At 69.7% G+C, this 14,349-nt stretch carries 17 protein-coding genes and 1 pseudogene; 7 read left to right on the top strand and 11 right to left on the bottom strand.

Features of this window, described 5'->3' with window-relative positions; all coding sequences use genetic code 11:
- The first annotated feature begins 115 nt into the window (after window positions 1-115).
- The 3 genes from ACZ6RT_RS35990 to ACZ6RT_RS35980 all read left to right on the top strand — a co-directional run bounded on the left by ACZ6RT_RS35990 (window position 116) and on the right by ACZ6RT_RS35980 (window position 3,670).
- Entirely contained in the window at window positions 116-1,366 is a 1,251-nt protein-coding gene (locus ACZ6RT_RS35990) for a S1 family peptidase (protein ID WP_470158475.1), read from the top strand.
- 598 nt (window positions 1,367-1,964) lie between these two features.
- Window positions 1,965-3,407 carry an Ig-like domain-containing protein gene (locus tag ACZ6RT_RS35985; protein WP_470158473.1) on the top strand — a complete coding sequence of 481 codons (1,443 nt, stop codon included), beginning with the start codon at window positions 1,965-1,967 and terminating at the stop codon, window positions 3,405-3,407.
- Window positions 3,408-3,532: 125 nt separating this feature from the next.
- Window positions 3,533-3,670 (top strand): hypothetical protein, encoded by a 138-nt coding sequence (locus tag ACZ6RT_RS35980; RefSeq protein ID WP_399192578.1) that lies wholly within the window; start codon window positions 3,533-3,535, stop codon window positions 3,668-3,670.
- A gap of 330 nt (window positions 3,671-4,000) precedes the next feature.
- On the opposite strand, the gene ACZ6RT_RS35975 is transcribed toward ACZ6RT_RS35980, so the two are convergent.
- The 5 genes from ACZ6RT_RS35975 to ACZ6RT_RS35955 form a co-directional block, all read right to left on the bottom strand.
- The gene (locus tag ACZ6RT_RS35975) at window positions 4,001-4,372 is read right to left on the bottom strand and encodes a hypothetical protein (RefSeq protein ID WP_470158471.1); all 372 of its coding nucleotides are present in this window, start codon (window positions 4,370-4,372) and stop codon (window positions 4,001-4,003) included.
- Window positions 4,373-4,854: 482 nt separating this feature from the next.
- Window positions 4,855-5,574: a VOC family protein gene (locus tag ACZ6RT_RS35970; protein ID WP_470158470.1), complete on the bottom strand. Its 720-nt coding sequence runs from the start codon at window positions 5,572-5,574 to the stop codon at window positions 4,855-4,857.
- Between the two features lie 11 nt (window positions 5,575-5,585).
- Entirely contained in the window at window positions 5,586-6,146 is a 561-nt protein-coding gene (locus ACZ6RT_RS35965) for a PadR family transcriptional regulator (RefSeq protein WP_470158468.1), read from the bottom strand.
- 970 nt (window positions 6,147-7,116) lie between these two features.
- A complete protein-coding gene (locus tag ACZ6RT_RS35960; protein WP_399192571.1) occupies window positions 7,117-7,527 on the bottom strand; it encodes a hypothetical protein in 411 nt (136 codons plus the stop codon).
- A gap of 234 nt (window positions 7,528-7,761) precedes the next feature.
- Window positions 7,762-8,235 (bottom strand): hypothetical protein, encoded by a 474-nt coding sequence (locus tag ACZ6RT_RS35955; protein ID WP_470158467.1) that lies wholly within the window; start codon window positions 8,233-8,235, stop codon window positions 7,762-7,764.
- Window positions 8,236-8,621: 386 nt separating this feature from the next.
- Between ACZ6RT_RS35955 and ACZ6RT_RS35950 the strand changes: the two genes are divergently transcribed.
- Window positions 8,622-9,377, top strand: coding sequence for an aminoglycoside adenylyltransferase family protein (locus tag ACZ6RT_RS35950; RefSeq protein ID WP_470158465.1), 756 nt, complete (start codon window positions 8,622-8,624; stop codon window positions 9,375-9,377).
- Window positions 9,378-9,420: 43 nt separating this feature from the next.
- On the opposite strand, the pseudogene ACZ6RT_RS35945 reads toward ACZ6RT_RS35950, so the two are convergent.
- Window positions 9,421-9,546: pseudogene (locus tag ACZ6RT_RS35945) on the bottom strand (IS5/IS1182 family transposase); the annotation flags it as partial.
- Between the two features lie 397 nt (window positions 9,547-9,943).
- Between ACZ6RT_RS35945 and ACZ6RT_RS35940 the strand changes: the two are divergent.
- The gene (locus ACZ6RT_RS35940; RefSeq protein WP_470158463.1) at window positions 9,944-10,411 is read left to right on the top strand and encodes a hypothetical protein; all 468 of its coding nucleotides are present in this window, start codon (window positions 9,944-9,946) and stop codon (window positions 10,409-10,411) included.
- A 104-nt stretch (window positions 10,412-10,515) separates the two neighbouring features.
- Window positions 10,516-10,821 carry a hypothetical protein gene (locus tag ACZ6RT_RS35935; RefSeq protein ID WP_470158462.1) on the top strand — a complete coding sequence of 102 codons (306 nt, stop codon included), beginning with the start codon at window positions 10,516-10,518 and terminating at the stop codon, window positions 10,819-10,821.
- A gap of 311 nt (window positions 10,822-11,132) precedes the next feature.
- Here ACZ6RT_RS35935 and ACZ6RT_RS35930 read toward each other — a convergent pair whose 3' ends face one another.
- From ACZ6RT_RS35930 to ACZ6RT_RS35910, 5 genes are all read right to left on the bottom strand, one after another.
- On the bottom strand, window positions 11,133-11,966 hold the full coding sequence (locus ACZ6RT_RS35930; RefSeq protein ID WP_470158461.1) for an ABC transporter permease: 834 nt from the start codon (window positions 11,964-11,966) through the stop codon (window positions 11,133-11,135).
- Window positions 11,963-12,856, bottom strand: coding sequence for an ABC transporter ATP-binding protein (locus ACZ6RT_RS35925; protein WP_470158459.1), 894 nt, complete (start codon window positions 12,854-12,856; stop codon window positions 11,963-11,965). The genes ACZ6RT_RS35930 and ACZ6RT_RS35925 overlap by 4 nt, the downstream gene beginning before the upstream one ends.
- 122 nt (window positions 12,857-12,978) lie before the next feature.
- Window positions 12,979-13,461: a hypothetical protein gene (locus ACZ6RT_RS35920; protein ID WP_470158458.1), complete on the bottom strand. Its 483-nt coding sequence runs from the start codon at window positions 13,459-13,461 to the stop codon at window positions 12,979-12,981.
- Window positions 13,458-13,691, bottom strand: a complete 234-nt coding sequence (locus ACZ6RT_RS35915; RefSeq protein WP_470158457.1) for a hypothetical protein — start codon at window positions 13,689-13,691, stop codon at window positions 13,458-13,460. The genes ACZ6RT_RS35920 and ACZ6RT_RS35915 overlap by 4 nt, the downstream gene beginning before the upstream one ends.
- 107 nt (window positions 13,692-13,798) lie before the next feature.
- Complete coding sequence (locus tag ACZ6RT_RS35910) at window positions 13,799-13,948, bottom strand: hypothetical protein (RefSeq protein ID WP_470158456.1); 150 nt, start codon at window positions 13,946-13,948, stop codon at window positions 13,799-13,801.
- A 62-nt stretch (window positions 13,949-14,010) separates the two neighbouring features.
- Here ACZ6RT_RS35910 and ACZ6RT_RS35905 point away from each other — a divergent pair.
- A partial coding sequence (locus tag ACZ6RT_RS35905) for a transposase (protein ID WP_470158500.1) occupies window positions 14,011-14,349 on the top strand: 339 nt, incomplete at its 3' end.

Below are 14,349 nucleotides of genomic sequence, written 5' to 3'. Positions count from 1 at the left end.
CGGTCGTGGGCGGCAACGGCTGATCTAGGATCGCGTTGCCCGCGTCACACGATCAGCCCGTGGTCGGTGGCACCTTCCCCTCACGTTTTGAGAACCAAGGCCGAGGAGGGGTCGCATGTCCACCGGACACGCCGTGAGCAGGGACTGCGTTCTGGCCGTCATCGTTGTCGCACTGGCCGCCGCCCCGGTCGGCGCCGCACACCGAACAGACCGGCCGGCCACCCCATCGACCCCCCCGGTGACCGCGTCCGCCGCCGTGGAGCCGGATCCACCGCCGGCCATGCTGGAGGCGATGCAGCGTGATCTGGGCCTGACGGCGGAACAAGCCCGGACCCGGCTGCTCAATGAGGCCCGCCTGAGCCCGCTGGCGGCGCAGCTGCGCCAGAGGCTCGGGGCGCGTTTCGCCGGCGCCTGGCTGCGGGGGCCCAGCGCCCATCGGCTGGTGGTGGCCACCACCAGCGCCGCCGACACTTCCATGATCCTGGCCGCCGGTGCCCACGCGGAGATCGTCACCCGCTCGCTGAGCGAACTGGCCACGATCAAGAGCATGCTCGATGAGGCGCTGCCGATGAAGCCGCTGGTGGCCAGCGTGCGCTACGTCGATGCCAAGCGCAACAGGGTGGTGCTGCTGGCCCAGAAGACCGACGAGACCCAGAACGTCATCGAGGCCGTCGGGGTGGACAAGGCCGCGGTGGTCGTCCTGCCCTCCACCGAGGTCCCCGAGCCGTTGCACGACCCGGCGGCGCACGAGGTGCGGGGCGGTCACCCCTTTTACGTCGGCCGTACCGGGCGGTGCTCGGTGGGGTTCGCGGTGTTCCAGGGGTCTCGGGACGGTTTCGTCAGCGCCGGGCACTGCGGCAGGACCGGCGCTGTGACCACCGGCTTCAACCGGACCGTTCAAGGGGTCTTTCGCGGGTCGGTCTTCCCCGGCGGCGACCACTCCTGGGTGCAGGTCAACAGCGGCTGGCGAACCACCCCGGCGGTGGACGACGGCCAGGGCGGCACCATACCCGTCGCCGGCGCCCGAATCGCTCTCGAAGGAGCATCCGTCTGCCGCTCCGGCTCCGCCGGCGGCTTCCACTGCGGTCTCATCCAGCAACGCGACGCCAGCGTCACCTACGCCCAAGGCAATGTCTTCGGACTGACCCGCACCAGTGTCTGCGCCGAGGCCGGCGACTCCGGCGGCCCCTTCATCTCCATCGACCAGGCCCAGGGCATCGCCTCCAGCGGCTCGGGCGACTGCGGCCAGGGCGGCACCTCCTACTTCGAGCCCATCGGTGAAGTCCTCACCGCCTACAGCCTGACCTTGAAAACCGTCGCCGACACCACGGCCGGTCACCGCTCTCCCTCACCCCCGCTTTCCTGAGGCAGACGGAAGCCTCCCCCAGGCGTCGGCGGCGGTCCCTCGCGGGGGCTGACGCGGAGGGCCATTTGCGATGGACCCCGTGAGCAGCCGCACGCTTGACGGATGAGCGGTGCTTGTCGCGTACCACGTGGGCTCGCAGCAGCCGAGGACACCGCCCACCGAGCCGTGGACATGTCGGCCGGCTATCGGCGGTGTTCGCGATCTGAGGCTCGTATGAGCCGGGCTGCGATGATGGCGGACCATCCCCAGCCGGGCGCTCCATCGCGCGCCGGGTCGCACGATTCATGCCACCCTGCTTCGCGATCACCTGCGCCACCACTTCGACGACGAGGTCCGACCATGGGCCCAGGCCCGGCACCGGCATCGTCACCTCGCGTCGAGGTGAGCCGGCAGCGCGGCCGCGGCCGACGCCCGAGCGGTCGCCCTGTCGGCCCCGTTCCCTCGGCCACCCCCGGCGCGGGCGGGCCGACCTGGACACCGCCGGCGACCGGCGACAGATCACATGCACGCCTACCGCAATCCGTTGACCACGGAGAGTAGCGTCCGTCGTGAAGTTGATCTATGAGGGCATCCCTCACGACGGAATGAGAGTTCAGTGTTGTCATCACAACGATTCAGATCCGCGCTCACCGCGCTGGCCTGCCTGCTGTCGGCGCTGGCCGTGTCGGGGACGCCGGTGGCGGCCGATGCCGCTGCGCGGGCCGCCGGCGGTGTGCAGCAAGCCGGCACACAAGCCGCCGCCGCGCCGTGTGTCCGGACGGGGCAGGCGACCTACCCCGTCGAGTACTACTGGAAGAACGCGTTCGGCATGAGGCTAGGCAGCGGCTCCATCTCGGTCACCACCTCCCCGTCCCTGTGGGGCGGGCAGATCGCACCGGGCGGCACCTTCACCCTTACGCTGGCCCATCGCACGAATCAGTGGCCGTTCCTGGTCAGGAGCTACACCACCACCTGGGACGTGTCGTCGCTGCTGGCCCACGCCGACGTCGTCGGCCAAGCCGGGGCCGGCACCATCTCCGGTAACACCCTGACGATCCCCTCCTCGGGCAGCAAGACCGACCCACCGGCGAAGGTCATCGCCTTCCAGGTCAGGCAGGGCACCGCCGGGGGCTCCATGACCATCCGGCCGACCGGGATCAGCAGCGTCCTGGCCGCCCCGGGTCAGCTCGGGAACAACACCGCCGCCCCGCCGATCCAGATCGCCGGCGGGCAGTCCATCTCACCCACCCGGGCCGCCGATGACAGCGTCACCACCAGGCAGGCCACGGCCGTCAGCGTGCCCGTCCTGGCCAACGACACCGCCACCGCGCCGACGATCACCGGCCTCACCCAGCCCGCGAACGGCACCGCGACGATCTCCGGCAACACCGTGATCTACACACCCGCCGCAGGTCTGGGTGGCACCGACACCTTCACCTACACCATCACCACCGCCTGCGGCACCAGCACCGCCACGGTCACCGTCGCCGTTCCGTGCGATTATGCGCCCGTCGACCTGATCAACGGCAGCTTCGAGGGACCGCCCGTGACCGGGGTCGACTACTCCATCTCCGACGCCTCGACCAACCCCGGCGTCGGCTGGCGAACCACCGCCACCGACAACAAGCTGGAATTTTGGCAAGGCGGCGCGAGCGGGGTCCCGGCGGCCGATGGCGGGCAGTTCGCCGAGCTCAACGCCACCCAGGTCTCCACCCTCTACCAGGACGTGCCCACCGTGCCGGGCACGCCGATGACCTGGTCGCTGTATCACCGAGGCCGTCTCGGTACCGACGTGATGCACGTGCTCATCGGCGCACCGGGCGCGACCGTGGCCCAGATCCCCTTCGGAGCCTCGTCCCCGGACATCTCCGATGACGACACCGCCTGGCGCCGATACACCGGGGTCTACGTCGTCCCGCCGGGACAGACCACCACACGATTCGCCTTTCAGTCGGTGTCGGCCGCGGGAGGCTCCCCGACGGCCGGCAACTTCCTGGACGGCGTGGTATTCCAAACGCCGCCCTGCCGACCCATGACCAAGAGCACGCTGAAGACGAGCTGAACCCTGGGGCCGACCGGCATCGGTTCAGCTCTGCCGGTCGGCCCACCGACTGCTGCACCTGGCGCCTCACCGGCGAGCTCCAGGGGTAGGGAGCAGAGCCGGAAGACACCCACCTGCACCCACCGGTGTCGGCCAGCCCTCAGACCCACGCGTACGACCGGCATCGTCACCTCGCGGTGAGGCTGTCCAGCTCGATGACGACGCCCGGCGCCACCGAGACCAGGCCCGCCGATCCGGTCGCGGCCGGCCTGGCCGCCTCCTGACTCGAACAGGCCCGCGCCCGGGCACCCCGGCGACCGGTCGGCGCTGGACCCACCTACCGCTCGCCGTCTTCGCGCATCTTCCCGAACAGGCCCCGCCAGGGGGCGCAGCCTCTGACCTGGCGCCGAGCGCCCCGGGCCAGAGGTCTTCGTTCCCCGCAGCGCCGTTCCCGGGCACACCGGCCACCGCGCGCCACGGTGAGGATGTTCTCCTCCGGCGGTGCGAACCGCCCTTGTACGCGCGGGGGTCGGTGCGTTCGGGCTGGTGGCGCCGTTCCGGCAGCCCTGCCGGACGGGGCGCCGGACCGGGGCCGCCGGGACGTGCCCGGGTGGTTAGAGGGCCTGGTATTGCAGCAGCCAGCTTGCTGGGGCGTCGTCCACCGTGTCGTTGGGGCCGGTCTTCACCCGGCCGATGCTGATCTTGTGTGCCAGGGCGGCCAGCTTGCTGCTGCCGAAGTTGACGCGGGGCCCTCCGGCGAGGACGTCGATGGTCTCGACGGCGCTCCAGGTTGTGCCGTCGTGGACGGCGACCCTGAGCCGTGCATCGGCCCAGTCACTGCCGAAGGAGAGATAGCCGTCGCCGGACCAGCTGGGCTGGTTGGCCATGGGGATGGCCAAGACGACGGCGTATTTGTAGTGGATGAGTGCACCGTTCTCGGTGAAGGCGAAACCGTGGGGGATCTCGCCGGTCTGGAATGCCTGCATGCTGCTCCTTTGGACCCGGCGGAGCGCCCTGGGAGGCGGTGCCAGGTGCCGGTAGGGGCGGAGGCGTATGCGGTCCGCGGGGGGAACCTCTCCCCGATCGACCGCTCACCGAATGTAGTCAAGAAGATACGAAAAGTCAGGTGAGTGGTGGTGGGCTGGGCAGAGGCGCTAGGTATCTGTCCCGTTGGGGCCGTCCCGAAAATCCGAACAAACCCGGGCGAGGCGTAAAGGCGGGAAGATCACACGACTCCCCACGCTGCGGGCGTGGCCGAGGCCCGGCTGCAACGCGACATCGTCGCCGGTACCGCACGCAGTGAACCGGTACGCGAGGTGATCCGCCGGACCGTGGTGCGGACCCGTCCCGCTCCCCCGCCGATCGCGCCGTCTGACGCATCGGTCACGCGGCGCGCAGAACCCGCGTGCGCGACCACATGCGCGCGCAGCCGCCCCGCTCGGCGGCCCCGCGCAAGCGCCGTACCCGGTCAGAGACCTAACACGGCCTCGAGGTCGTCGATGGCCGCCAGGGGCTGGGCGAGCCGCTCGCGTTCCGTCTCGGTCAGGGTGAGGGCGCGCGCCCGGGCCAGAGCGTGCCCGGCGGCGGCGTGGTCCTTGGCGCGGACGGCGAGCTCGGCCCGGTAGACCAGCGCCTCCAGCAGCTCGGCCGCCGACGCGGTGTCCTTGTCCCGCTCCAGGGCGCCGTCCAGGATCTCGGCCGCCCGCTCGTGATTGCCGTTGGAGTCGCCCATCACGACCGCCCGGTCCAGCGAGGTGGTGAGCCTGCTCGTGGCCTCCTCCTTCTCCGGCAGGGGGCGGGCGGTCGTGAAGCGGATCCAGTTGCCGCCGGGGTCGATGACGGCGAAGCCGGAGTGGTTGCCGTCGTTCTTCCGCCTGCGCGGCCGGGTCATCCGGGGGATGCCGGAGACCAGGAGCTTGCCGTGTGCCGCGCGCATGCCCGCGGCGAACGCCTCGAACAGCTCTGCGGTGTCCGGTACGACGATCGCGCAGGTCCCGTAGGAGTCTTCGGGCTTGAACGCCTCCGGCATGCCGAAGAAGCCCAGCTGGAGATCCTCGCGTTTGAGCAACACGTACGGGTTCGGCCGGACCTGGTAGTAGACCTGGCGGAAACCGAGCATCGTGTAGAAGTCGACCATCTCGTCGATGGAGCGGCAGGGAAGCAGCGGTATGGCGATCTCGTTGGCCATCGGGGGAACTCCTATTCGTCGGCCATGGTGAACGCGCCCTCTTCCAGGCGGTGGATCATCCGGTCGGTCCACTGGGCGCCGGCGTCGGCGGTGCTCAGCCACAGGGACAGCACCTCGCCGACCGGGCCCCAGGTCGCCAGATCCGTGCCCTCGGGCAGGTACGCGGTGATGCTCGCGCGCCACTCGCGCATGGCGCGGGCCCGCCGGCGCAGCAACTCCAGGGCCCGCTCCCGGGGAAGGTCCTCGATGAGGCCGACAGCGGCGCCCAGCACGTCCAGGCTGGGCTCGCGATCGGCCAGCGCCTGACCCAGCAGGTCGAGGTACTCCCGCTCGCCCTGCCGGGTCAGCTCGTACTCGATTCGCGGCGGTCCCCCGGCCTCGGAGGCGACCGTCTCGTGTGTCACCAGCAGGCCCTGAGCGGCCATGCTCTTGAGCGCGTGATAGACCGAGCCCGAGGTGGCGGTCGACCACTCGTGCGCGCCCCACGACTCCAGATCCGCGCGGACCTGGTAGCCGTGGGCGCGCCCGCGCCTGCGCAGCGCGCCCAGGACCAGCAGCCGTACCGGCTTCATCGAACCCTCCCGATCTTCACTAGCCAAATTTGGCTAGCTGCTACCGGGAGCCTACCGCACCAACGTGGAGGAAATCGGCGTACCAGCTCCTCGTGATCGCCCTCCTCGACGACCCGGCCGCCGTCCAGGAAGGCGACGCGGTCGGCGCGCTGGACCGTCCGCATCCGGTGGGCCACCATCACCACCGTCCGGCCGGCCATCAGGCGCTCGATCCGCCCTACGGGACGCCCCGAAGTGACCGCCCGGTGCGGGATCGCGCCAGGTCGGGGTGGCCGTTCCGGTCAAGCGGCGGGTCATGTCGTCGGCCGTCGACCAATACCGATAGATCATCGACTCGGAGTCGGCCGATCGGGTCTCGTGGTTGCGGGCCGGCGGTGCGGCATCAGGGTGCCGAAGACCCGCTCGGCCGCCGCGTGGCTTCCGGACCGGCAGCTGGCCGCTCTGACCGAGGCGGGCTGCCTCGACCGGCGAACAGGAACACCGCCGTCGGCTCGACGACACCCGCCGCCACCGGGAGCACGCCCGCCGCGATCCGGCCGCGGCCGACCTGGCCACCTCCCGACGCGAACAGGCCCGCACCCAAGCCCCCCAGCGGCCGGTCGGCACCGGACCCACCCACCGTCCGGCGCTCGCTTCGAGGTGGAACTGCGCGGCTCGACCGCCCGGGTGTGCCTCATGGACAGCGACGACTACCAGGCATAACTCGACGGGGACGCCTACAGCTACCACGGCGGCTTCTACAACGTCAGCCCCGTCGTCCTGGAGGTCCCCTACGACGACTGTCGGTATCTCGTCGTCGACAGCCACCCCCACCGGATCAAGGTCGGGGGCGCCGAGATCTTCTACTGATTTACTCCCGCGTGCAGGGGGCGCGCGGGGCGCCCCCTTGGCCAGGTTCCCCGCCCATCTCATGGGTGGTTTCGGCGGTGGCCATCAACGCGAGGTGATGCCTGATTACTGCGGGCTCCGGTCAGGGGACGATGACGTGGAAGCCGGTGTCGCGGGCGCCGGCGGCGGTGCCGGTGCCGACGAACACGTCGCGGGAGTCCCCGCAGCTTGCGACGCCGTCAGGGCGGACGAAGATGCTGGAGTTCCAGGGCGCGCTCGTCCAGCGAACGGTGGCCACCGGGGCGGTGGTGGCGGCGTTGACGTCGGCGTCGAGCCGGATGCAGTACTGGCCCGTGGCGATCTTCCGGACGGTCGTGACGCCCTTGGAGCGCACGATGGAGCCATCGGCGTTGACGACGGCGGCGGCGCGGACGCCCGGGCCGGAGGTGCCGCCGGGGTCGGCCAGCGCCGGGGCGGCGAAGGCGGTGAGTGCGCCGGTGCAGGCGGTCAGGGTCATGGCGATGGCCATGGCGGTCTTCGTGATGCGCGGCATGCTGGTTCTCTTTCGGTTGTGTGACAGGACAGGACCAGGCTTCTCGTCGGGCCGGACGATGATCTGCCGGCCACCTCGAAGTCATTACAGAATGTAGTCATTCAGGTGCTCGAAGTGAACGCGGCGCACGGTAAAGACGATCTCCTCGCGCTGGGACACGAGCCCCAACGAGGAAGGTGGCCTGCGTGCGCTGGAAGGGAGCCGCGCCCTGTGCAGGGCGACCGCGCCGACCATCTACTCACCCCGAGCCCGAACCGATCGCCGCGGTCCGGGCCCGCGAGCCGGCCGCCCTGGAGGCCGAATCTCTCCGAACACGCCCGCCGGGGGCTCGGCCGCTGGCCGGTCGCCGATCCGCGCGCTGTTGGGCACGACGGTGCCTGAGGTGACGTTGAAGAGGCGGGCGATGATGTAGGCGTTGACCGGGGGCCCGCCCTGGAGCAGTCCGCCCTGGAGCAGTCCGCGGACGTCCAGGTTGAGCACGTAGGTACCGGCCGCGGGAAGCGTGACCTGCAAGGCGGCGTCGGCCCAGGTGCCCGACGCGGTCGGCTGGAGGTCGAGGTTGGTCTGCAGGTGGGCGATGCCCGACACCCCGATGTGCGCCTGGTGGACCTGGTGGGCTTCGATCCCCGCCGGGATGATGACCGGCTGGCGCGGCGAGGTGGCAAGGGTGCCGGCATGGGCGGAAGGGGTCAGGAGACCGAGGAACAAGGTGGTCCCGAGGGCGACGGTAAGTCGACGCGTGAGTGTTCTTCCTGGCCAGAAGGCATGTCCAGCGCACAATCCATCCACGCACCCCTCCCGCCGCTTAGCGTGACACGAGAGTTACCCACCTACCTTTGCCGTGATGGTGAGGCGCGGGCGCGATGTCGCGGACGCAGGCAGATCCAGGCCGGGCGCGACCCGGGCACGGGCCACGGCGGCCGGGGAGCATCGCCTCTGGTCCGACCCTGCGGTCGCGGCCGTCTTGGGGTGCCGCTACTGCCTGGGGTCGAAGACGGTGGCCTGCTTGGATGAGAGCACCCGCACGCTGATGACGCCCTGTCGATGCTGGACGTCTGAAGACCCTAAAGCTCATAAGTAGTCAGACTGATGTGATGGATCAACTTGAGCAGACCGTCGGGCTCGTCCGTGACGTCGTGGGGCCGGACCTCCTGGGGACGTATCTCCACGGCTCCGCCGTGCTCGGGGGGCTCGCCCCGGCCAGCGACCTGGACGTCCTGACCGTTACACGGCGCAGTCTCGATGAGCGGAAGCGGCGGGCGCTCGTCGAGGGTCTGCTGGAGATCTCTGGCCTCACGCCTACCGTCCGGCCGGTCGAACTCACCGTTGTCGTCCAGTCAGAGGTCCGCCCCTGGCGGTTCCCGCCGGTTGGCGACTTCCTCTACGGCGAGTGGCTGCGCGAGGAGTTCCAAACGGGCGGGACTCCGCAACGCGGCCCGATGCCGGACCTGGCCCTGGTCCTCACCGTGGTCCTGACAGGCGACCACCCTTTGGTCGGGCCGCCTCCTGCCGAGCTCTTGGACCCGGTGCCGCACGCGGACCTCGTCCGGGCGAGCGTTGCGGGCATCCCCGAACTTCTGGCCGATCTGGACGGCGACACCCGCAACGTCCTGCTGACCCTCGCCCGCATCTGGACCACCCTGGCCACGGGTGAGATCAAACCCAAGGACGCCGCCGCTGACTGGGCCCTGGACCACCTGCCTCCGGAACACCGTCCGGTCCTGGAGCACGCCAGGGACCTGTACCTCAGCTGTCACTACCAGGATGAGGTTTGGAGCGAGGGGTTGAAGGTCCAGATACACCCTCACGTGGACGACGTGCTCACCCGCATCAACCACCTGCGCCAGTAGGGTGAAGACCACAGCCGTTCCTCACGTTTCCCAACTGATCGTTTCAAAATGAGGTCCGAAGGCGGTGTAGGCAGACAAGGCTGCACGCCAGGTCGAGCATTCCTTGATGGAGGTCGGCGCGGTGCTCGTAGCGCACCCGGAGCCGTTTGAACCGGTGCAGCCAGGCGACTGTCGTCGAGCGCGTCTTCGCGTGACCGCTCCGGCCCCGGCCAACTGGTGCGGCCTGCTGGTGCACGGTGGCAGGTTCAGCGTCGGCGCGAGCGCTGCGGCTGATCCGGCGACCCGATGACCTTGTCGGCGAGGGGCGTGCGCCGCCGAAGGCGATCGCAGCAACCATCAACGCCGCCGACCAGGAGTTGCCGTCCGCGAGCATGAGCGCCACAGCACTGACCGCGACGAAGCACGCGGCACCGATGATCCAGCCCATGACAGGCCCGTCGACGGACTGAAAGCGCAAACCAGGATGGTGTAACCGCCTGGCAGGATAAAAGCGAAAAATGGCAAATTCTATGCTTTTTCACTTGCGTTGCGGTTCTGTAAGATCACAGTAGCCGTACAACGAAAACATGCGCTATTTCCGCTACCCCGCGTACAACTTAATCGCGGTATCCGCAACGATCGCTCGTAAGCAGCAAAGGATGATGATGAATCGGCAGAAACTCCTCACTCTCGCAGGTGGAATATCAGCCTTGGTGATGTTGCTGACCGCGCCCGCCGCCGCCTCGGCGGGCGGTGCAGCGGCGAACCCGACGCAGCGCTGCCAGGCCGATCCCGGGTATGTCGTTCCAACCTGCGCTCTCCACTTTTACAATTTCCCCGGCGGGACGATCAGTATCGACGTCGATGCCAACGGAACCGGGCAGGGCCAATGGAGGTTGCTCCGCCATGGGCTGTTGACCAGCTGCCGCCTTTACTACAGGCTGGAGGATCCGCCTCAGTCGTGGGTTTGCAACAATTTGCCGGCCGACAATTACACCCTCCGTAACGACGCCCAGACCAACACCACCTTCCACCAACTTGGAGCGCGGTGGTGATCGGCTACAGCAAGTAGCGTGAATGGAACAACTGGGCCGTACCGTCGAGGAGGCCACCGCGCTGATCGACGGCGCCGAGCCCTATCCGGCCGACGCATGCGGCCGTGGCGCTGCTGAGCGTGTGCGCCGTCCGCGTCGGCGAGCCGGTCTCCCTCACCGTCGGCTCGGTCGCCGTCGACGCCGGGCACGCCGTGATCCTGTTCCGGCGCAAGGGCGGCAGGACCGACCGCCTGCCGGTTCCGCCCCGGGTGCGCGCGCTGCTGGAGCCGCTGCTGCAGGGCCGGGCCCGGGGCGAGCCGCTGTTCGTCCGCGCCTCCCCGGTCACCACCCAGCGCTACAACCGCGGACGGCGCAAGCTCGACTCCCACGCCGCCTACCGGATGGCCGCCATCCTCGGCGGCGGCACCTGAACGCTGATCGAGGGTGGCGGCCGCGCCGAGCGCTTAGGTTGGCCTCATGGGTGAGGACGGGCTGCAGGCCGCGCGAGGGCATCGAGGAGCCACCGGTCACGGGGCTTGAGCAGCAACCAAGCGGCCGGTCACGATAAGGAGCCCGGCAGGCGGCTCTTACCGTGACCGGCCGTTCTGATGCGGGTGGCGGGTCAGGCTTCGTCTGCTGCGGGATCGGATGAGATCCGCCACCGCGATCGCCGGCAACATCACGCCCCGGGCCAGGTCCGGCGCCAGGGACCGGCTGGTCACCGTCGTGACGGTCATGGCCTTCACCCGGTCCGCTGCAGGGCACGCTCACGGCGTGCCGCCACCGTCGAGCCGGATTCCCCGCGTGCCATCCGCCGCAGCACGACCGGCGCCATGAGCAGGCCGAGCAGCGCCCAGGCGCCCAGCACTCCGGCGGTCTCCAGGTGTCGCCAGGACGCGCCGATCTCGACGACGACCGCCGCGTCCGGCAGCAGGGCCGACCGCATGCCGAGCCCCATCCAGTAGACGGGGAAGATCTGGGCGATCCACTGCAGCCACTCGGGCAGTACGGTGATTGGGTAGAAGATGCCGGAGATGCCGATCACAGCGAGGAACGGTAGCTGGATCAGTCCTTGGGCGCGGGCAGTGGTGAACATCGAGCCCAGGACCGCACCGATGGGCAGGGTCGCGACCAGGCCGAGCGCCAGTACCCAGGCCAGACCGGGCCAGGACTGCGGGCCGATCCGCAGCCCCTCGACGAGGAGTACGGCGGGCACGAGGAAGATCGCCAGGTCGGCGAGCAGGCCGCCGGACACCGAGATCACCTTGCCGATCAGGTAGGCGGGCATCCCGTGCGGGGTCGCCTTGGCACGCAGCAGCGTGCCGTCCTCGCGGTCGGCGGTGAGCTGCTGGCTCATGCCGATCACGCCGGTCGCGGCGTTCATGCCGAGGATGCCGGGTAAGGCCACGGCGCCGAGCAGGAGAGCGCCGACCGGCAGGTCCCGGATGAAGAACAGCGTGGCCACCATCAGGGCAGGCCACAGGAAGTGGGAGAACAGCTCGGCGCCGTTGGTGAACGACTGCCGCAGCTCGATCAGACCCCGGGACCAGCCCGCGCGCAGTACGGTCGCGTTCATCGGGCCACCTCCTCGGCCTCGCGCACCAGCGCCAGGTACGTCTGCTCCAGCGAGGCCCGCTGGACCTCCAGCTCCTGGACGTCGTCGCCGTAGCGGGCGAACAGCTCGCGGGCGAACGTGGTCGAGTCGGGCGTCCGCTCGACGTACCGCCGCCCGTCGCGCACCCAGCGCACCTCGTCCTCGCCGACGATCCGTCGTGCCAGCTCGGCGGCGGTGCCGTCGGCGACGATCCGGCCGCCGTTCAGCACGAGGATGCGGTCGGCCAGCTTCTCGGCCTCGTCCAGGTCGTGGGTGGTGAGCAGGACGGTGGTCTCGCGGGCGTCGGCCAGGTCGCGTACGAGATCGTGGAAGTCGGACCTGGCCTGCGGGTCGAAGCCGGTGGTCGGCTCATCGAGGAACAGCACCTCGGGGCGCCCCACGAGGCCGATCGCCACGTCCAGCCTGCGCCGCTGGCCGCCTGAGAGTGTCTTGAGCTTCTTGCCGGCGTGCTCGGTCAGGCCGACTCTCTCGATCAGCTCGTCGGGGTCCCAGGGCCGCGAGATCCCGGGGACGGTGTAGGGGGCGTAGTAGGTGCCGAGGTGGGCGAGGAACTCGCGTACCCGCCATTTGCCGTGGTCGCGCCAGGACTGCAGCACGATCCCGAGCCTGGCCCGCCACTGCTCGTCGCCATGCGCGGGATCGGCGCCGAGCACCGAGACCCGGCCCTGCGACCGGACGCGGAAGCCCTCCAGTATCTCGATCGTGGTGGTCTTGCCAGCGCCGTTCGGACCCAGCAAGGCCAGAACCTCGCCGTGGCGGGCCTGGAACGTGACGTCGTGCAGGACGTCGAGCGAGCCGTAGCGCATGCGCAGCCCGTCGACGTCGAGCACGACGTCGTTGCTCTTCGTCATGAAACGGCCTCTCTTCGTGATCGGATGACCTCGTGCCGGAGCACATGCCGGCGCAAGCCCGGCACGAGGGCATGGCGCATCGCGACCCGAACCGGGCCGGAGCGTGGGGACAGGGGGGCCGGTTACCAGTTTTCGCGCGCGAGCGTCTCCTGGAGGAGATCCATCAGGCCGGCCCGGTCGACACCGGCCAGGGCGAGCGCGCGCGGCACGGTACCGACGCCGGCGCTCAGGACGCCGAGCAGCAGATGGGCGGGACGCAGGTCCTTCTTGCCCTTGGCGGCGGCGAAGCCGCGTTCGAGCGCGAGCCGGGCGGAGGCGCCGGGCCTCGGGTGATCCTTGGGGTTGCGGAAGGGCTTCGGAAGGTCGTAGGAGGCGAGGGACACCCCGACCGTGTTGAGGCTGTGCTCGAACTCCCGGTCCAGCGCATCCCTGATCGCCTGCCGCCCGAGCCCCGCCGCCGTCAGCACGCGGTGCGCGGCGGTGCCCTCGACGGCGGCGATGGCCAGCAGGAGGTGGTGGGCCTCGGTGGTGGCAGAGCTCTCCTCCCGCGCCTCGGCCGCTCCCCGTACGACGATGTCGTTGATGTAGTGGTCGATCGTGCTCACTGTCGTCTCCTCAGCGTCACGCCGGCGGCGATGAGCCGCTTGGCGTGCTTCTTGTGGACCGCCTGGCGGGTGACGCCGAGCGCCTCGGCGACCTCCGGCCAGCCCCACCCGGCGCGCATGGCCTGCTCCACGGCGGCGTCCTCGAGCTGGTCGGCCAGGCGCCGCAGCGCCGCGACCGCCGCGAGCGCGTCGGCGGGATCCTGGGGTACGGGTGCGTCTTGTACCGGCATGCAAGCAACTCTAGTTGACTATTTCGAGAATAGTCAACTGTGGTTGCTTGAGTGCCCGAGGCTCGGGGCAGGGCGCCCCGGTCCGACCCAACACGCACCCGTGTTGGTCAGATCTCGTCGTCCTCGGTGGCGTCCGGGTCACGCAGGTCGCGGATGGCGCCGGGCGCGAGGTCGGGCAGGGCGAAGGTGTAGGTGCCGTGGACTCCGAGGTGGGAGTGGACGAACGGTGACAGCCGAGCCAGGGACTGTACAAACAACGGTGTAACTCCTGATCAAGGAGACACCTGTGACGAGTACCGTGATCCAGGCATCCGAAGCGATGGACCTGGAGGAGCCCGCGGTGACGCGGAACGACGAGACCTCGGACCGTGAGCTGGTGGCCAAACTGGTCGACCAGGCCCGCGCCGAGGGACTGGACCTGGTCGGTGAGAACGGGCTGCTGGGCCGGTTGACCAAACTGGTCCTGGAGTCGGCGCTGGAAGGCGAAATCACCGACCACCTCGGCTACGACAAGCACGAGCCGGCCGGCCGCGGCAGTGGCAACACCCGCAACGGCACCCGCACTAAGACCGTCATCACCGATGTTGGCCCGGTGGAGATCGCGGTGCCGCGGGACCGAGACGCCAGCTTCGAGCCGAAGATCGTGCGCAAGCGGCAA

This window comes from Streptosporangium sp. NPDC050148, from assembly GCF_055586505.1.
This window is presented reverse-complemented; position numbering and strand designations above follow the sequence as displayed.